The following is an 18,542-nucleotide window of genomic DNA, read 5'->3' on the forward strand; positions in this document are numbered from 1 at the left end:
ACGGCGTTACGGAGCTGTCCCCTGGGGCGGCGCCCGGTGCACTGCCGGGACGAGGAGGACGGGCCATGGTGCAGAAGGCCAAGATCCTCCTGGTCGATGACCGGCCGGAGAATCTGCTGGCGCTGGAGGCCATTCTCTCCGCGCTCGATCAGACACTGGTGCGGGCATCGTCCGGGGAGGAAGCGCTCAAAGCGCTGCTGACGGATGACTTCGCAGTGATTCTGCTGGATGTCCAGATGCCGGGCATGGACGGTTTCGAGACCGCCGCGCACATCAAGCGGCGGGAGCGGACCCGGGACATCCCGATCATCTTCCTCACCGCGATCAACCACGGGCCGCACCACACCTTCCGGGGGTACGCCGCGGGGGCTGTCGACTACATCTCGAAGCCCTTCGACCCGTGGGTGCTGCGCGCGAAGGTGTCGGTCTTCGTCGAGCTCTACATGAAGAACTGCCAACTGCGCGAGCAGGCGGCGCTGCTGCGCCTCCAGCTCGACGGCAGCGCTCCGGCCGTCGGCGACACCAAGGAGCCCGCGGGGCTGCTGGCCGAACTGTCCGCACGTCTCGCGGCAGTTGAGGAGCAGGCCGAGGCGCTCTCGAAGCAGCTCGACGAGGAGTCGGCGGACGCGGCCGCGGTCGCCACCGCCGCCCATCTGGAGCGCAAACTCACCGGTCTCCGCAGGGCTCTGGACGCGCTGGAACCGGGCACGGGCGGCCCGACTGCCGCGCTCCCCTCGCAGAATTGACGGTCTGTCCGGTGACCGCCCCTGCTGAGGGCGTGTCACCACACGTCACGGCACGTCAAGAAGGCGTGTTCACCCCGGCGACACGAACGGGTGAAGCGGTCAGCACACGTGTCCGTCGCCGCGGACACAGGTAACCTCGGCTCCATGGCCTCACGTACGTCCGGCAAGGGTTCCCCAGGCGCGGCGGGCACCGCCAAGCCGCGTGCCGGCCGTACCGGCCCAGCCAAGAAGGCAGCTCCGGCGAAGAAGACCGCTGCGAAGAAGACCGCTGCGAAGAAGACCGCCCCCGCGAAGCGGGCGCCCGCCAAGAAGGCGGCGGCGAAGCCCGCACCGAAACCCGCGCCGTCCCCCACCGGGGGCGTGTACCGGCTCGTACGGGCCGTCTGGCTCGGGGCCGCCCACGGCGTCGGGGCGATGTTCCGCGGCATAGGCCGGGGCGCGAAGGGCCTCGACCCGGCCCACCGCAAGGACGGGGTGGCGTTGCTGCTCCTCGGCCTGGCGCTCGTCATCGCGGCCGGCACCTGGTCGAATCTGCACGGCCCGGTCGGCGATCTCGTCGAGATGCTGATCACCGGTGCCTTCGGCCGGCTCGACCTGCTGGTCCCGATACTGCTGGGCGCCATCGCCGTACGGCTGATCCTCCACCCGGAGAAGCCGGAGGCGAACGGCCGGATCGTCATCGGGCTCTCCGCACTGGTCCTGGGGGTGCTCGGGCAGGTCCACATCGCCTGCGGTGCTCCCGGGCGCGGGGACGGCACATCGGCCATGCAGGACGCCGGTGGCCTGATCGGCTGGGCCGCGTCCAAGCCGCTGATCTTCCTGATGGGCGATGTCCTCGCCGTACCGCTGCTCCTGCTGCTGACCGTCTTCGGGCTGCTGGTGGTCACAGCCACCCCCGTCACCGCCATTCCGCACCGGCTCAGGACGCTGGGGGCCCGGCTGGGCATCGTCGACCCCGAGCCCGCCACCGACGGGGTGGACGAGCAGGACGACGAGCGGTACGAGGACCAGTGGCGCGAGTCGCTGCCGGCCGGCCGCCGTCAGGCCGCACCGCGCGGCCGCACCCCCGAGCTCTACGACGCCGAAGCGGCCGAGGAGCAGGCGCTCACCAAGCGCCGCAGCAAGCCGCGCAGGCCCTCCGTGCAGCCTCCGCCCGGCCGGCCGATGGACGCGGTGGACGTCGCGGCCGCCGCGGCCGCCGCGCTGGACGGGGCCGTGCTGAACGGGCTGCCGCCCTCCCCGCTCGTCGCGGATCTGACCCAGGGCGTCTCCGTCGAACGCCCCGAGGCCACCCCGTCCGGCGCCTCGGCCGCGGCGCCCGTGCCGTCCGCCCGTGAGTCGGCGGGGGCCGCGAAGTCCGGAGGGGCGGGCCCCGTACCCGACTTGACCAAGAAGTCCCCGAAGCCGCCCGAGTCCCAGCCGCTGCCGTCCCGCGCCGAACAGCTCCAGCTCTCCGGCGACATCACCTACTCGCTGCCCTCACTGGACCTGCTGGTGCGCGGCGGCCCGGGCAAGACCCGCAGCGCCGCCAACGACGCGGTCGTCGCCTCGCTGTCGAACGTCTTCATGGAATTCAAGGTCGACGCGGCCGTCACCGGCTTCACCCGCGGCCCGACCGTCACCCGCTACGAGGTGGAGCTGGGCCCGGCCGTGAAGGTCGAGCGGATCACCGCGCTCACCAAGAACATCGCCTACGCGGTGGCCAGCCCCGACGTGCGGATCATCTCCCCGATCCCGGGGAAGTCCGCCGTCGGTATCGAGATTCCGAACACCGACCGCGAGATGGTCAACCTCGGTGATGTGCTGCGCCTCGCGGACGCGGCCGAGGACGACCACCCGATGCTGGTGGCGCTCGGCAAGGACGTCGAGGGCGGCTATGTGATGGCCAACCTGGCGAAGATGCCGCACGTCCTGGTCGCGGGCGCGACCGGCTCCGGAAAGTCCTCCTGCATCAACTGCCTGATCACCTCGGTGATGGTGCGGGCGACGCCCGAGGACGTACGGATGGTGCTGGTCGACCCCAAGCGCGTCGAGCTGACCGCGTACGAGGGCATCCCGCACCTGATCACCCCGATCATCACCAATCCCAAACGCGCCGCCGAGGCGCTCCAGTGGGTCGTACGCGAGATGGACCTGCGGTACGACGACCTCGCGGCGTACGGGTACCGGCACATCGACGACTTCAACCAGGCCGTGCGCAGCGGCAAGGCCAAGGCGCCCGAGGGCAGCGAGCGGGAGCTCTCCCCGTATCCGTATCTGCTGGTCATCGTCGACGAGCTGGCCGACCTGATGATGGTCGCGCCGCGTGACGTCGAGGACTCCATCGTCCGGATCACCCAGCTGGCGCGCGCCGCCGGCATCCACCTGGTGCTGGCCACACAGCGGCCGTCGGTCGACGTCGTCACCGGTCTGATCAAGGCGAACGTGCCCTCGCGCCTCGCCTTCGCCACCTCCTCGCTCGCCGACAGCCGGGTCATCCTCGACCAGCCGGGCGCCGAGAAGCTGATCGGCAAGGGCGACGGGCTCTTCCTCCCGATGGGGGCGAACAAACCGACCCGTATGCAGGGCGCCTTCGTCACCGAGGAGGAGGTCGGTGAGATCGTCCAGCACTGCAAGGACCAGATGGCACCGGTCTTCCGTGACGACGTGGTGGTCGGGACGGCCAAGAAGAAGGAGATCGACGGAGACATCGGCGACGATCTCGACCTGCTGTGCCAGGCGGCCGAGCTGGTCGTCTCCACTCAGTTCGGCTCGACGTCGATGCTCCAGCGCAAGCTGCGCGTCGGGTTCGCGAAGGCGGGCCGGCTGATGGACCTGATGGAGTCGCGGAACATCGTCGGGCCCAGCGAGGGCTCGAAGGCCCGCGACGTGCTGGTGAAACCGGACGAAGTGGACGGCGTGCTCGCGGTCATCCGCGGAGAGACCGAGCCGTAGGCCATCGGAGGGCAACCGTTTCCCCCGGTCGTACGTCAAGTTGGGCAGGAACCGGAGAGAAAAGGGCCGGAGATGTCCCGCACTCGGGTTGTTTCCCGGCCCGCCCGGCGAGTCGTCCAGTGATTCGCCGACCTGATGGCGTACAAAGTGCGCGCTCAGGTTGCCCCACCCTTTCACCACCCCCCTAGACTGAACATCCAGCAGGTGGCTCACGCTCGAAAGGCGCCCCCGTGTCCATCGGCAACTCCCCCGAAGACGACCGCCCTTCCATCGGTCACACCCTCCACCAGGCCCGGATCACCGCAGGTCTGACGGTTGAGGAAGTCAGCTCGGCGACACGGGTGCGCATCCCCATCGTGCACGCGATCGAGCAGGACGACTTCTCCCGCTGCGGCGGCGATGTGTACGCCCGCGGCCACATCCGTACGCTGGCGCGCGCCGTCGCCGTCGACCCGGCGGCTCTGGTCGCCCAGTACGACGCGGAGCACGGCGGCCGTCCCGAACCCACCCCGGTCGCGCCGCTCTTCGAAGCGGAACGGATCAAGCCGGAGCGCCGCCGTCCGAACTGGACGGCGGCCATGGTCGCGGCGATCGTCGTCGTGGTCGGCTTCGTCGGGTTCACCGCGTTCAGCGGCGGCAGCGGCGGCAAGGGCGGCAATCAGGTCGCCGAAGGGCCCACGACCGCCACGTCTAAGCCCAGTCACAAGCCCGGCAAGCCGGCCGATCCCAAGCCCAGCTCTCCCACCGCGTCGGACAGCGCCATCGCGGCCGTGCCGAAGGACAAGGTGACGGTGAAGCTGTCCGCCGTCGACGACAAGAGCTGGATCTCCGCGAAGGCGCACAACGGCAAGCTGCTCTTCGACGGCGTGCTGGCCAAGGGCGAGTCCAAGACCTTCACGGACGCCCAGCAGGTCGATCTGATCCTCGGCAACGCCGGCGCGATCCAGCTGTTCGTCAACGGCAAGGACGTCCACAACGACTTCCAGACCGGCCAGGTCGAGCGGCTCTCGTACACCAAGGGCGACCCCGAGGCGGGCTGATCACCCTCGCGGAACGGGCGTGGGCCGGGACAAAGTAGTCTTGAGCCCATGCCCGAACGCCGTACCGTCGCCCTTGTCACTCTTGGCTGCGCCCGTAACGAGGTGGACTCGGAGGAGCTCGCAGGCCGCTTGGCAGCGGACGGCTGGGACCTCGTCGAGGACGCCGCCGCCGCGGACGTGGCCGTCGTCAACACCTGTGGATTCGTCGAAGCCGCCAAGAAGGACTCCGTCGACGCCCTGCTCGAAGCCAACGATCTCAAGGATCACGGCAGGACGCAGGCCGTCGTCGCGGTCGGCTGCATGGCCGAGCGGTACGGCAAGGATCTTGCCGAAGCGCTGCCCGAGGCCGACGGGATCCTCGGATTCGACGACTACGCCGATATCTCCGACCGCCTCCAGACCATCCTGAACGGCGGGATCCACGCCTCGCACACCCCGCGCGACCGCCGCAAGCTGCTGCCGATCAGCCCGGCCGAGCGCCAGGAGACGGCCGGTGTGGCGCTTCCCGGCCATGCGCAGGACACTCCGCCCGAGGACCTGCCGGAGGGAGTCGCCCCGGTCTCCGGACCGCGGGCACCGCTGCGTCGCAGACTCGGCAACAGCCCCGTGGCCTCCGTGAAGCTGGCCTCCGGCTGCGACCGGCGGTGCTCCTTCTGCGCCATCCCGTCCTTCCGCGGCTCCTTCATCTCGCGGCGCCCGTCCGATGTGCTCGGGGAGACGCGCTGGCTGGCGGAGCAGGGTGTCAAGGAGGTCATGCTGGTCTCCGAGAACAACACCTCGTACGGCAAGGACCTCGGCGACATCCGGCTCCTGGAGACGCTGCTGCCCGAGCTCGCCGAGGTCGAGGGCATCGAGCGGATCCGGGTCAGCTACCTGCAGCCCGCCGAGATGCGGCCCGGCCTCATCGACGTCCTGACGTCGACGCCGAAGGTCGCCCCGTACTTCGACCTCTCCTTCCAGCACTCGGCGCCCGGTGTGCTCCGCGCGATGCGCCGCTTCGGGGACACCGACCGCTTCCTGGAACTGCTCGGCACGATCCGCGGCAAGGCGCCGCAGGCCGGAGCGCGCTCCAACTTCATCGTGGGCTTCCCCGGCGAGACCGAGAGTGATCTGGCCGAGCTGGAGCGCTTCCTCACCGGCGCGCGGCTCGACGCCATCGGCGTCTTCGGTTACTCCGACGAGGACGGCACCGAGGCGGTCGGCTACGAGAACAAGCTGGACGCCGAGGTCATCGCCGAACGGCTCGAACACATCTCGCGGCTCGCCGAGGAGCTGACCGCGCAGCGGGCCGAGGAACGGCTGGGAGAAACCCTCTCGGTGCTCGTCGAGTCCGTGGACGGCGAGGACGGCGCCGTGGGCCGGGCCGCCCACCAGGCGCCCGAGACCGACGGGCAGGTCGTGTTCACGGCAAGCGAGGGCCTGGTCCCCGGCCGTATGGTCGTGGCAAAGGTGGTCGGTACCGAAGGTGTCGACCTGGTGGCCGAATGTCTTGGCGAGGAGGCAGCCAGATGACCGGAGTCCCGGCATCCGCTACGGGCGGTACCGGTGCCAAGCCGGCGCCCGCCGGAAAGCTGGGCGCTGCGGTGGTCAATCAGGTCAGCCTGTGGAACGTCGCGAATCTGCTGACCATGGTGCGGCTGGTGCTCGTGCCGGGGTTCGTGCTGCTGCTGCTCCATGACGGCGGGTACGACCCGGTCTGGCGGGCCTGGGCCTGGGCGGCCTTCGCCGTCGCGATGATCACCGATGTCTTCGACGGCCATCTGGCACGGACGTACAACCTGGTCACCGACTTCGGGAAGATCGCCGACCCCATCGCCGACAAGGCGATCATGGGGGCGGCGCTGATCTGTCTCTCGTACCTCGGCGATCTGCCCTGGTGGGTGACCGGCGTGATCCTGTTCCGGGAGCTCGGGATCACCCTGATGCGGTTCTGGGTGATCAGGCACGCGGTCATTCCGGCCAGCCGCGGCGGCAAGATCAAGACGCTTGCGCAGGGCACGGCGGTCGGGATGTACGTCCTGGCTCTGACCGGTCCGCTGGCGACCATGCGGTTCTGGGTGATGGCGGTCGCCGTTGTGCTGACGGTCGTGACCGGGCTCGACTACGTGCAGCAGGCCGTGACCGCGCGCCGCAAGGGGCTCGCGGCCGAGCGGGCCGCCCGGTGACCTCGGCGGCCCGGGTGCTGGAGCTCCTGGCGGACCGGGGGGAGACCCTCGCCGTCGCCGAGTCGCTGACCGGCGGTCTGCTGGCCGCCGAGCTCACGTCCGTCTCTGGTGCCTCCCGGGTCTTCCGCGGGTCCGTCACGGCGTACGCAACGGCCCTCAAGCAGGAAGTCCTCGGCGTCGACGGGGCTCTGCTGGCCGAGCGTGGTGCGGTGGCTCCGGGGGTCGCCCGGCAGATGGCGGCCGGGGTGCGGCGGGTGCTGGGCGCGGACTGGGGGATGGCCACCACCGGAGTCGCCGGCCCCGACATGCAGGACGGGCAGCCCGTCGGGACGGTGTACGTCGCGGTTTCCGGGCCGGGCGGGGCAGAGAATATGGCCTCGCTGCGGTTGAACGGGGACCGGGAGGAAATCCGTAGAGAGAGCGTGCTGGGTGTTCTCGGACTGCTCTGCGATGAACTTCGCGCGAATGCGCGGGCACAGGATACGGAAGAGAACGGGGGGAATTGATGTTTGCAGCCCTGAGTGAACACGACATCGCTCCCCGCACGGCCGCGGCGCAAGGCGGTACGGTGGGGCGTGAAGGATGCGGCTACGCGGTCCGAGGAGGGAGCCACCGATGATTCTGCTCCGTCGCCTGTTGGGTGACGTGCTGCGTCGGCAGCGCCAGCGCCAGGGCCGTACTCTGCGCGAAGTCTCCTCGTCCGCCCGAGTCTCTCTCGGTTATCTGTCCGAGGTGGAGCGGGGGCAGAAGGAGGCATCCTCCGAGCTGCTCTCCGCGATCTGCGACGCGCTTGACGTACGGATGTCCGAGCTCATGCGGGAAGTGAGCGACGAGCTGTCGCTCGCGGAGCTGGCCGAGTCGGCAGCGTCGACTGAGCCCGTACCTGTGCCGGTACGCTCGATGCTCAATTCCGTTTCCGTGACGTCGGTCACGGGTGTTCCTACCGAGCGGGTAACGATCAAGGCGCCCGCCGAGGCCGTGAATGTAGTAGCGGCCTAGTACGTGCTTTCTGGCTCCGGCCGGTCCTCAGGGGCCGGCCGGAGCTACTTTTCTGCCCTGGGTGTCCGCTTTGCGGATATTTGTGCCATGGTGATGGAAACGTACGAACATATGGGAGGACCTCGCATGGCCGGCGTGAAGAGCTCTCTGCCCGAAGCCGATCTGAAAGTGGTCGGAGATGCGCTGCAGGGCGCGCTCGCGGACCTGGTGGATCTGTCGCTGGTCGCCAAGCAGGTGCACTGGAACGTGGTCGGACCGCGCTTCCGGTCGGTCCATCTCCAGCTCGACGAGGTGGTCGACACCGCGCGGCAGTACACGGACACGGTGGCCGAGCGGGCCTCCGCGATCGGTGTGACGCCGGACGGCCGGGCTGCGACGGTTTCCAGGACGAGCGCGATCCGCGAGGTCCCCGACGGGCGGATCAGCGACACCGACGCCGTGCGGACGCTGGTGGCCGCGCTTGAGGCCGTCATCACACGGATGCGGGAGCGGATCGCGGCCACCGATGTCCCGGACCCGGTGACTCAGGATCTGCTCATCGCAGTCACCGCTGCCCTGGAGAAGCACGCCTGGATGTACCAGGCGGAGAACGCGTAACCGTGCGGATACGCGCCGGGCGGGCGCCTCATGCGTTCTCCCGCCGGGTGATGGGCCCGGGCCGGTGCCGCGGTCCGAAGGGGCTCCCGGGTGCTGTGTCCCGGTGAGCCGTTCCGGGTGCGGTACCGGCGTCAGCCGGAGGAGGCGGCCATGGTGCGGCGGTGGGTGCCGGCGGTGATGCCGGCTTTAATAGTGGGCGGTCTGTGGTGGTGGGCCGTCCTGCGACTGGTGCTGGCGCCCGGTGAGTCCGGGCCGCTGGAGGGCGCTGTCGCCGTCGGGGGATGGGGGCTGAGCCTGCTGCCGGTGCATGTGGTCGCGTTTCCGGGCGGCCGCTCGCCGGTCCGGCGGCGGGTGCCGTCCACGCGTTCTCTGCGTTCCTCGCGGTCTGTGCGGTCTGTGCGGTCTGTGCGTTCCGTCGGGGTGTGGCGGTGCCGGTCTGCTGAGCGCCGGTCTACCAGGGCATGGCGACGCCGCCGTTCGGGCGGAGGATCTGACCCGTCGTGAAGGCGGCGGCGTCGGAGGCCAGGTGCAGTACGGCGTGTGCGATCTCCTCGGGGGCGCCCACCCGGCCGAGCGGCGACATCCGGGACATCAGGGCCGCGGTGTGTGCCTGGGCCTCGCTGTTGTTGTGCCGCTCCGTCATGGGCGTACGGATCCAGCCGGGGGCGACCGCGTTGACGCGGATCCCGTGCGGGCCCACCTCGGTCGCGAGCGTCTTCGTCAGCTGGAAGACGGCCGCTTTCGTCACGCCGTAGCAGAGCAGCCCCGGTCCGCCGGTGTCCACGGCGCCCGACGCCATCGTGACGATGCTTCCCGCCGTACCCGTCGCGATCATGCTGCGGGCTACGGCCTGGCAGGCGTACAGCACGCCCTTGAAGTTGACGGCGAGGACGCGGTCCAGATCCTCGTCCCGTGTCTCCAGGACCGGACTGCTGTGCATGATCCCCGCGACGGCCGCCAGGATGTCCAGCCGGCCCGAGGCTGAGGCGGCCGCCTCGACGGCTGCCTCCACGCTGCCGCGGTCGGAGACGTCCAGTGGATGCGGATGCGCGGCGCCGCCCGCTCGGGCGATTGCGGACACGGTCTCGCGCAGCCCCGCTTCGTCGCGGTCCGCGCAGTGGACGGTTGCGCCTGCTTCCGCCAGAAGTACCGCGCTGGCGCGGCCGATGCCGCTCGCGGCGCCGGTGACGAACGCGATGCGGTCGGTGAGGTCGTAAGCCATGACGGGCATGACGGGACCGTACGACTGAATCTGACGGGGCGTCAACTAGGCGGTGGGTGGAGGCTGGGGCTGGTTGGGGGCGGCGTGGTTGCCGGGGGTGGTGGGGTTGGCGGGGCCTGTCTGGCAGGTGGGGCACCAGTACGTCGGGCGCTCATGGCTGCCGTTGCCGTTGCCGCTGTCGGTCCGGTTGGCGCGGCGCACGGAGGTGCCGCAGCGCAGACAGGGGCGGGGCGCGCGTCCGTAGACGTACAGACGCTGGTTCGGGCGGCCCGTCGTGGTGCGGACGGGGCGGTTGCGGTTGGCCTCCAGGAGCTTCTTCGCGACGGTCACCACCCTTTCCGGCCGGGCGAGTTCACCGACCGGCAGCCAGGGTGTGGCGCGCAGTACGAAGCAGATCTCGGCTGCGAAGACATTGCCGATACCGGCGAGGTTGCGCTGGTCGAGCAGGGCTTCGACGAGCGGCCGGCCCGGGTCTGCCAGCAGGTTGGCGAGTGCCCTGTCCGGTTCCCAGTCGGGGCCCAGGAGGTCCGGGCCGAGGTGTCCCACGACCGTGCTCTCCTCGGTGGTCCGCAGCAGTTCCAGTACGGGGAGGCGGTACCCGACGGCGGTGTGTCCGGCGGTTCCGACGACGGCGCGGATCTCGTGCGAGGGGCCGCCGCGCCAGCGTTCGCCCGGTACGTAGACCTTCCAGGTGCCGTCCATCCGCAGATGGCTGTGCAGGCTGAGGCCGCCCTCGACGCGCATCAGCAGATGTTTGCCGCGCGGGGTGACGTCGAGGACGGTGCGCCCGGTGAGGTCGGCGGTGGCGAACCGGGGGACGCGCAGGTCGAACCGGGTGAGGGTGCGGCCCGCGAGCGCCGTGTGCAGTCGCCGGGCGGCCTGGTGGACGCTGTCTCCCTCGGGCATGTCTCCATGATGCGGGTTCTTCCGTGCGAGTCCTGTGAGTCCTCGATGTGAGTCCTCGGTGCGGCGGTGCGGGGGCGGGGTGGGGTGGGGTGGGGCTGTTCTGGGCCCGCGCCGTTGGGCTGCGCGTGATTGCCAAGTGGAACCTCGTTCCGTATTGTTGGCGGAACGGTGTTCCGTTTGGTTGTTCCGGTCGTGGATCCCGTGGCGCTCCTGCCCGGCGCCGCCGACATTGAAAGGACCAGTGGCCCCATGCCGCAATCACCTCAGCCCAGTTTCGGGATCATGACCGCCCCCTCGCAGGTCGGTTACGAAGACATCCTGCGGGTCTGGCGAGAGGCCGACGCCATCCCGGAGATCGAGCACGCATGGCTCTTCGACCACCTCATGCCGATCTGGGGCGACCCGAACGGGGTGGCCTACGAAGGGTGGACGCTGCTCTCGGCCCTCGCCGCGCAGACCCGGAGACTGCGTCTGGGGGTGCTCGTGACCAGTAACCGCTTCCGTCCTCCGGCGATGCTGGCCAAGATCGCCGCGACCGTCGACGTCATCTCCGGCGGACGGCTCGACTTCGGCATCGGTGCCGGCTCACGGCCCGGTCACCCGGTGGCCCGGCGCGAGTACGAAGCACATGGCCTGCCCTTCCACGACGCCGCTCATGCCGTCGCCGGTCTCGCCGAAGCGTGCACGGTGATCCGGCGGCTGTGGACCGAGCCGGAACCGTTCGACTTCCACGGCGCCCATATCCAGCTCACCGGTGCGTTCGGCAACCCAAAACCGGTTCAGCGCCCGCACCCGCCCATCCTCATCGGCGGACGCGCGTCCTCGACGCTGCGCGTGGTGGCCGACCACGCCGACCTGTGGAACTACCCCGGCGGCGACATCGATGACGCCATCGGCCGCAGCGCACTGCTGGACCGCTACTGCACCGAAATCGGGCGCGATCCCGCCGCGATCACCCGCTCGCTCGTGCTGTCGGTCTCCTACGACGATCCCGGCACCACCCGGGACGCGATCGGCAGAGCAACCGCGGCCGGTTTCCAGCACATCGTCCTGGCGCTGTCGGCGCCCTACCCCGCCGATGTCGCACGGTGGGTCGCCGACGAACTCATCACCGCGTCGGCCCAGGAGGCCGCAGGAATTTAGACTGCCCGGCAATGGGGGGCTTGGGCCCTTGCCGATGCGGGGCCGCCGCAGTCAGGCTCTCAGCCGCAGCCCCCTGGGGGTGGCGACGAAACCGGCTGCCTCCAGGGTCCGGCCCAGGTCGGAGGTGAGAGCGGCCGCGCCGTTGGTGCGCTCCACGGTCACAGTGCCCAGCGCCCCCGAAGCCGCCGCCGTGGCGAGCGCCTGGCCGGCGGCCAGCAGTCCGGGGTGGTCGGGCTCGGTGGGCCAGGCCAGCAGGCTCTTGCCGCCGCGCTCCATGTAGAGGATCAGCTCTCCGTCCACGAGGACGACCAGAGCGCCCGCCTTGCGGCCGGGCTTGTGGCCCACCCCGCCCGGGGACTCCGGCCAGGGCAGCGCCGCTCCATAGGCGTTCGCCGGATCCGCCGCGGCGAGCACCAGCGCCCGGCCCGGTGCCCCCGAATCCGTACGGTCGCGGGCGGTGGCCGCCGCGCGCAGCCGGTCGACCGCACCGTCCATCGCGAACTGGGCCGCGCCCAGGCCCTCCACGACATAGCCCCGCCGCGCCTGCCCGCTGTCCTCGAACGCGGAGAGGATGCGGTAGACCGCGGAGAAGCCGCCCTCGACCCCCTCGGCCGATACCGCGCCACGGGTGACGACGCCGTGCCGGTCCAGGAGCGTGCGGGCCAGGGCATGAGCGCGGTGGGTCGCCTCCGGCTCGGCGGCGGGGAGCAGGGACCAGCGGCCCGCCACGGTCGGTGGGCCGGTACGAGAAGCGGGGCGCGCCGCGCCGGTGAGGGTGCCGTACCGCCCCCGCGGGACCGTCCGGCGGGCGCGGTGGGCGGTGGAGCCCGCCGTCCGGCCCGAGCCGAGCAGGGAGCGGAGCGGGGCCAGGGTGTCGTTGGTCAGCCTCCCCGACCAGGCCAGGTCCCAGATGGCGTCGGCCAGTTGGGGATCGGTGCAGTCCGGGTGGGTGGTGGCGCGGACGTGGTCCTTGAGCTGACGGAAGAAGAGTCCGTAGCCCGGGGCGAGCGCCTGGAGCACGGACTCGTGCAGCGCGCTCAGTTCCAGTGGGTGGGGCGGTGGGACGAGCAGCGGTGCGCTGTCCGCGAGGAAGAGGGAGATCCAGCCGTCCTTGCCCGGCAGCGCGCCCGCTCCGGCCCAGACGACCTCACCGGTGGTGGTGAGTTCGTCGAGGAGCGCCGGTGTGTAACCGGACACCCGCGACGGCAGGATCAGTCTCTCCAGGGCGGAGGCGGGGACGGGCGCCCCCTGGAGCTGCTCGACGGCGCGCGCCAGGCCGTCGATGCCCCGCAGGCTCCCGGCCCCGAGGTGCTGCCACTGTGGCAGGAACGAGGCGAGCGCCTCGGGCGGTACCGGTTCGAGCTCCTCGCGCAGGGCCGCGAGGGAGCGGCGGCGGAGTCTGCGCAGCACCGTGGCGTCGCACCACTCCTGGCCGATGCCGGACGGATGGAACTCGCCCTGGACGACCCGGCCCGCGGCGGCGAGCCGCTGCAGCGCGCCGTCCGTGACCGCGCTGCCCAGGCCGAAGCGTGCCGCCGCCGTCGACGAGGTGAACGGGCCGTGCGTCCGTGCGAAGCGGGAGAGCAGATCGCCCAGCGGGTCCTTGACCGGCTCGGTGAAGGCCTCGGGCACGCCCACCGGGAGGGCTGTGCCGAGCGCGTCCCGCAGTCTGCCCGCGTCCTCGATAGCCGCCCAGTGGTCGGTGCCCGCGATACGGACCCGGATGGCCCGGCGGGCGGCCGCGAGGTCCGGCGCCCACTGCGGTTCGGCTCCGCGCTCGGCCAGTTCGGCGTCGGTCAGCGGGCCGAGCAGCCGCAGCCGGTCCGCCACCCCCTCGGCGTCCTTGATCCGACGGTCCTCCGTCAGCCACTGGAGCTCGCGCTCCAGCTCGTCCAGCACGTCGGCGTCCAGCAGCTCGCGCAGTTCGGCCCGGCCCAGCAGCTCGGCAAGGAGCCGGGAGTCCAGCGAGAGGGCCGCCGCCCGGCGCTCGGCGAGCGGGGAGTCGCCCTCGTACAGGAACTGGGCGACATAGCCGAAGAGCAGCGAGCGCGCGAACGGTGAGGGCTCGGCCGTGGTGACTTCGACGAGGCGGACGCGGCGCGACTCGATGTCACCCATCAGCTCGGTGAGGCCCGGTACGTCGAACACGTCCTGAAGGCATTCGCGGACGGCTTCGAGGACGATCGGGAACGAGCCGAACTCGCTGGCGACCTGGAGGAGCTGGGAGGCCCGCTGACGCTGCTGCCACAGGGGTGTCCGCTTGCCGGGGCTGCGGCGCGGCAGGAGGAGGGCGCGGGCGGCGCACTCGCGGAAACGGGAGGCGAAGAGGGCCGAGCTGCCGACCTGGTCCGTGACGATCTGATTGATCTCGCCCTTGTCGAAAGCCACATCGGCCGCTCCGAGCGGGGCCTGCTCGGTGTCGTACTCGACGCCCGGCGCGGCCGGGTCGCCGTCCAGCAGGTCGAGGCCCATCAGATCCGCGTCGGGGAGCCGCAGCACGATCCCGTCGTCGGCATGCATGACCTGCGCGTCCATCCCGTACCGCTCGGAGAGCTTGGCGCCGAGTGCGAGCGCCCAGGGTGCGTGCACCTGCGCGCCGAACGGGGAGTGGACGACCACCCGCCAGTCGCCCAGTTCGTCACGGAACCGCTCCACGACGATGGTCCGGTCGTCCGGCACATGGCCGCAGGCGCGGCGCTGCTCGTCCAGGTAGGACAGGACGTTGTCAGCGGCCCAGGCGTCGAGCCCGGCAGCGAGCAGCCGCAGCCGGGCGTCGTCCGGAGCGAGGCCGCCCACCTCGCGGAGGAACGCGCCCACGGCGCGGCCCAGTTCGAGCGGGCGGCCCAGCTGGTCGCCCTTCCAGAACGGCAGCCGGCCCGGCACCCCGGGGGCCGGGGTGACCAGCACCCGGTCGCGGGTGATGTCCTCGATACGCCAGGACGTGGTGCCGAGGGTGAAGACGTCGCCCACCCGGGACTCGTAGACCATCTCCTCGTCCAGCTCACCGACCCGCCCCCCGCCCTTCTTGGGGTCGGCCCCGGCGAGGAAGACTCCGAAGAGACCGCGGTCGGGGATGGTGCCGCCGGAGGTGACAGCGAGGCGCTGCGCCCCGGGACGGCCCGTGACCGTACCGGCGATCCGGTCCCACACCACGCGCGGACGCAACTCCGCGAAGGCGTCCGACGGATAGCGTCCGGCGAGCATGTCCAGGACCGCTGTGAAAGCGGACTCGGGAAGCGCGGCGAACGGCGCCGCGCGGCGCACCACCGCCAGCAGGTCGTCGGCCTGCCAGCTGTCGAGAGCCACCATCGCGACCAGCTGCTGGGCCAGTACGTCCAGCGGGTTCGACGGGATCCGCAGCGCCTCGATCGAGCCGGTGCGCATCCGCTCGGTCACCACGGCGGCCTGCACCAGGTCCCCCCGGTACTTGGGGAAGACGACACCGGTGGAGACGGCGCCCACCTGGTGCCCCGCGCGCCCCACCCGCTGGAGGCCGGAGGCCACCGATGGTGGCGACTCGACCTGGATGACCAGATCCACCGCCCCCATGTCGATCCCCAGCTCAAGACTGGAGGTGGCCACGACAGCGGGCAGCCGGCCCGCCTTGAGATCCTCCTCGACCTGGGCGCGCTGCTCCTTGGACACCGAGCCGTGGTGGGCGCGGGCGAGCAGCGCGGGCGCGCCCTTGGCGGCGCCCGACTCGGCCATCACCTCGGCGGGGGAGTGGGCCTCCGGCATGATCTCCCCGGTGGCCCGCTCGTACGCGATCTCGTTCAGCCTGTTGCACAGGCGCTCCGCCAGACGGCGGGAGTTGGCGAAGACGATCGTCGAGCGGTGCGCCTGGACCAGATCCGCGATGCGCTCCTCGACATGCGGCCAGATGGAGGGCTTCTCGGCCTTGTCCGGGTCCGTGTCGGATGCGGGGGAGCCGCCCAGCTCTCCGAGGTCCTCGACGGGGACGACCACCGAGAGGTCGAACTCCTTGCCGGAGGGCGGCTGCACGATCTCGGCCTTGCGCTGCGGCGAGAGGTAACGGGCGATCTCGTCCACCGGCCTGACCGTCGCGGACAGCCCGATCCGGCGGGCCGGGCGCGGCAGCAGCTCGTCCAGGCGCTCCAGCGAGACGGCGAGATGGGCACCCCGCTTCGTGCCGGCCACCGCGTGGACCTCGTCGAGAATCACCGTCTCGACGCCCGCCAGCGCGTCACGCGCGGACGAGGTGAGCATCAGGAACAGCGACTCGGGGGTGGTGATCAGAATGTCCGGCGGCCGGAGCGCCATGGACCGCCGCTCGGCGGCCGGGGTGTCGCCGGAGCGGATACCGACCCGTACATCGGGCTCGGGCAGCCCGAGCCGCACCGACTCCTGGCGGATGCCGGTGAGCGGGCTGCGGAGATTGCGCTCGACGTCGACGGCGAGCGCCTTGAGCGGCGAGACATACAGGACCCGGCAGCGCTTCCTGGCATCGGCGGGCGGTGGCGCCGACGCCAGCTGGTCGAGGGCGGCCAGGAACGCGGCGAGCGTCTTGCCGGAGCCGGTCGGGGCCACGACCAGCACGTCGGACCCGGCACCGATCGCCCGCCACGCGCCGTCCTGGGCCGGAGTGGGCGCGCTAAAGGCCCCCGTGAACCAGCCGCGGGTCGCGGGGGAGAAGGAGTCGAGCGCTGACCTCACCATGTCCCCCATCGTGCACCCCACCACTGACAACCGCCCGGACCTGGGGAAACAATGAAGTCATGGAGCCATGGGGAACACCGGCGCCGGGTGGCGAGGAGCGTGCACGGCACTGGCGGCTCGACGAGCTGCCCGGGGTCGACCTGCTGCACGCCCGCTACATCCGCAAATCCTTCCCCCGGCACACGCACGAGTCGTTCGTCATGGCCGCGATCACCTACGGCGTGGAGGCGTTCCACAACCGCACCGAGCTGGTCAGGGCGGGGCCGGGCCAGCTCGCTCTGGTGAACCCCGACACTGCGCACACCGGGTTCGCGGGCGTGCCCGAGGGCTGGATCTACCGCACGCTCTACCCGTCCGCCGAACTGATCGCCGAGGTCGCCGCCGACATCAGCACCCTGCGCGGCTCTGTCGGTTTCACCTCACCGGTCGTCGACGACCCGGAGGCCGCGCGCCTCGTCGTCGGTGTGCACCGGGCGGCCGAGCAGGGCAACGCGCTGGCCGCCGACAGCCTGCTGCGGCTCGCCGTCGCCCGGCTGCTGCGCACCCACGGGGGCGGGCTCCCCGAGCGTTCGCCGCGCAGCGCGGGCGCCGAGAACGCGGCCCGCGCGCGTGCCGTGCTGGAGGAGCGGATGGTGCGGCCGCCGTCCCTCGACCGGCTCGCCGCCGACCTCGGCACCAGCCCGTTCGCCCTGCTGCGCGCCTTCCGGGCGGCGTACGGGATGCCGCCGCACACCTGGCTCACCGATGCGCGGGTGCGGCGGGCCAGGCACCTCCTGGAGGCGGGCACGACACCCGCGGAGGCGGCGGCCGCCGTCGGATTCACCGATCAGCCGCATCTGAACCGGCATTTCAGCCGGATCGTGGGGGTGCCGCCGGGCGCGTACCAGCGGGGCCGCGCAAGAACGTACAAGACCGGACCGGAATCCTCCTCGTAACGTCTGCCCGGTGGCAGTGGAACGGACAGTACCTACGGACTCCGGCGCAGATCCGGAACAGAGAGCGGACTCGGCCGTCATCAGGGACGCGCTCGGTGTCGGCGTCGCGGTCGGGCTCTCCGGGTTCGCCTTCGGTGTGACCTCGGCGGGCTCCGGTCTCAGCCTGTTGCAGACCTGTCTCCTCAGCCTGCTGGTCTTCACCGGCGCCTCACAGTTCGCGCTGGTCGGGGCGCTGGCGGCGGGAGGCAGCCCGTTCGCCGCCGCTGCGGGAGCCTTCTTCCTCGGCGTCCGCAACACCTTCTACGGGCTGCGGCTGTCCCAGCTGCTGGCCCTGCCGCGCGCCGTACGCCCCTTCGCCGCCCACTGGGTGATCGACGAGACGACCGCCGTCACCCTGGCCCAGCCGACCCGGCGTGCGGCCCGGATCGGATTCACCGCCACGGGGCTGACCCTGTATGTGCTGTGGAACCTCACCACACTGCTCGGCGCGCTGGGCGCGGAAGCGCTGGGCGACACCGGGGCCTGGGGCCTCGACGCGGCCGGGCCCGCGGTCTTCCTCGCCCTCCTCGCCCCCATGCTGCGGACGACGACGGAGCGGGCGGTCGCCGGGCTGGCCGTCGTGCTGGGCCTCGGGCTGCTGCCGCTGGTGCCCGGCGGGGTGCCGGTACTGATCGCCGCGCTCGCGGCACCGGCTGTGCTGTTCCTCAAGGGGCGCGGCGTCAGCCGTACGAGCGGGGTGGCGATGCGGGTCCGGGGCGGCCGGGCAGACCGGACGGGCCTGAAGGACCAGAAGGACCTCGAAGAGACAGAGAAGAAGGGGCAGGAGCGTTGAGCGTCTGGATCGCGATCGGGGCGACGGCCGTCGGCTGCTACCTCGTCAAACTGCTCGGTCTGCTGGTCCCCGCGGGGACGCTTGAGCGGCCGGTCGTCAAGCGGCTGTCCTCGCTGCTCCCGGTCGCGCTGCTGGCGGCCCTCACCGCTCAGCAGACCTTCGCGGACGGCCACCACCTCGTACTGGACGCGCGAGGCGCGGGGGTCGCGGCGGCGGCGCTCGCACTGGTGTTGCGCGCCCCCTTCCTGGTGGTCGTCGGAGTCGCCGTGGCAGTCACCGCCGGGGTGCGCGCACTGGGCTGAACCCGGTGCACCGGACATCCGCTCGCCCCCCCGCACCGCTGCGC

At 71.4% G+C, this 18,542-nt stretch carries 15 protein-coding genes; 12 read left to right on the forward strand and 3 right to left on the reverse strand.

Annotation, left to right across the window (positions count from 1 at the left end):
* The first annotated feature begins 65 nt into the window (after positions 1 to 65).
* The 8 genes from OHB13_RS27925 to OHB13_RS27960 all read left to right on the forward strand — a co-directional run bounded on the left by OHB13_RS27925 (position 66) and on the right by OHB13_RS27960 (position 8,481).
* Positions 66 to 746: a response regulator gene (locus OHB13_RS27925; protein ID WP_266852393.1), complete on the forward strand. Its 681-nt coding sequence runs from the start codon at positions 66 to 68 to the stop codon at positions 744 to 746.
* A 144-nt stretch (positions 747 to 890) separates the two neighbouring features.
* Positions 891 to 3,680: a DNA translocase FtsK gene (locus OHB13_RS27930; protein WP_328378868.1), complete on the forward strand. Its 2,790-nt coding sequence runs from the start codon at positions 891 to 893 to the stop codon at positions 3,678 to 3,680.
* A gap of 230 nt (positions 3,681 to 3,910) precedes the next feature.
* Entirely contained in the window at positions 3,911 to 4,720 is an 810-nt protein-coding gene (locus OHB13_RS27935) for a helix-turn-helix domain-containing protein (protein WP_328378869.1), read from the forward strand.
* A 48-nt stretch (positions 4,721 to 4,768) separates the two neighbouring features.
* Positions 4,769 to 6,232: a 30S ribosomal protein S12 methylthiotransferase RimO gene (rimO, locus tag OHB13_RS27940; protein WP_266852390.1), complete on the forward strand. Its 1,464-nt coding sequence runs from the start codon at positions 4,769 to 4,771 to the stop codon at positions 6,230 to 6,232.
* Complete coding sequence (gene pgsA / locus OHB13_RS27945) at positions 6,229 to 6,885, forward strand: CDP-diacylglycerol--glycerol-3-phosphate 3-phosphatidyltransferase (RefSeq protein ID WP_266852389.1); 657 nt, start codon at positions 6,229 to 6,231, stop codon at positions 6,883 to 6,885. Before rimO ends, pgsA begins: the two co-directional genes overlap by 4 nt.
* A complete protein-coding gene (locus OHB13_RS27950) occupies positions 6,882 to 7,391 on the forward strand; it encodes a CinA family protein (RefSeq protein ID WP_328378870.1) in 510 nt (169 codons plus the stop codon). The genes pgsA and OHB13_RS27950 overlap by 4 nt, the downstream gene beginning before the upstream one ends.
* Before the next feature lie 109 nt (positions 7,392 to 7,500).
* Complete coding sequence (locus OHB13_RS27955; RefSeq protein WP_164266895.1) at positions 7,501 to 7,884, forward strand: helix-turn-helix domain-containing protein; 384 nt, start codon at positions 7,501 to 7,503, stop codon at positions 7,882 to 7,884.
* A gap of 126 nt (positions 7,885 to 8,010) precedes the next feature.
* Positions 8,011 to 8,481, forward strand: coding sequence for a Dps family protein (locus OHB13_RS27960; protein ID WP_266852387.1), 471 nt, complete (start codon positions 8,011 to 8,013; stop codon positions 8,479 to 8,481).
* 451 nt (positions 8,482 to 8,932) lie between these two features.
* Here the strand turns inward: OHB13_RS27960 and OHB13_RS27970 are convergent, their stop codons facing one another.
* Both OHB13_RS27970 and OHB13_RS27975 read right to left on the reverse strand, forming a co-directional pair.
* On the reverse strand, positions 8,933 to 9,712 hold the full coding sequence (locus tag OHB13_RS27970; RefSeq protein ID WP_328378872.1) for an SDR family NAD(P)-dependent oxidoreductase: 780 nt from the start codon (positions 9,710 to 9,712) through the stop codon (positions 8,933 to 8,935).
* 36 nt (positions 9,713 to 9,748) lie between these two features.
* On the reverse strand, positions 9,749 to 10,609 hold the full coding sequence (locus tag OHB13_RS27975; protein WP_328378873.1) for a DNA-formamidopyrimidine glycosylase family protein: 861 nt from the start codon (positions 10,607 to 10,609) through the stop codon (positions 9,749 to 9,751).
* A 249-nt stretch (positions 10,610 to 10,858) separates the two neighbouring features.
* Here OHB13_RS27975 and OHB13_RS27980 point away from each other — a divergent pair, with 249 nt between their 5' ends.
* A complete protein-coding gene (locus tag OHB13_RS27980; protein ID WP_328378874.1) occupies positions 10,859 to 11,752 on the forward strand; it encodes an LLM class flavin-dependent oxidoreductase in 894 nt (297 codons plus the stop codon).
* Between the two features lie 51 nt (positions 11,753 to 11,803).
* Here the strand turns inward: OHB13_RS27980 and OHB13_RS27985 are convergent, their stop codons facing one another.
* On the reverse strand, positions 11,804 to 16,429 hold the full coding sequence (locus tag OHB13_RS27985; protein ID WP_328378875.1) for an ATP-dependent helicase: 4,626 nt from the start codon (positions 16,427 to 16,429) through the stop codon (positions 11,804 to 11,806).
* A gap of 59 nt (positions 16,430 to 16,488) precedes the next feature.
* Between OHB13_RS27985 and OHB13_RS27990 the strand changes: the two genes are divergently transcribed.
* From OHB13_RS27990 to OHB13_RS28000, 3 genes are read left to right on the forward strand one after another with little or no spacing between them, the layout of a single operon-like run.
* Complete coding sequence (locus OHB13_RS27990) at positions 16,489 to 17,364, forward strand: AraC family transcriptional regulator (protein WP_328378876.1); 876 nt, start codon at positions 16,489 to 16,491, stop codon at positions 17,362 to 17,364.
* A 10-nt stretch (positions 17,365 to 17,374) separates the two neighbouring features.
* On the forward strand, positions 17,375 to 18,196 hold the full coding sequence (locus OHB13_RS27995; protein ID WP_443062974.1) for an AzlC family ABC transporter permease: 822 nt from the start codon (positions 17,375 to 17,377) through the stop codon (positions 18,194 to 18,196).
* Positions 18,193 to 18,498, forward strand: coding sequence for an AzlD domain-containing protein (locus OHB13_RS28000; RefSeq protein ID WP_266852381.1), 306 nt, complete (start codon positions 18,193 to 18,195; stop codon positions 18,496 to 18,498). The genes OHB13_RS27995 and OHB13_RS28000 overlap by 4 nt, the downstream gene beginning before the upstream one ends.
* The last annotated feature ends 44 nt before the right edge of the window (positions 18,499 to 18,542 follow it).

Origin of the sequence: Streptomyces sp. NBC_00440, from assembly GCF_036014215.1 — a bacterium.
Taxonomy (GTDB): domain Bacteria; phylum Actinomycetota; class Actinomycetes; order Streptomycetales; family Streptomycetaceae; genus Streptomyces.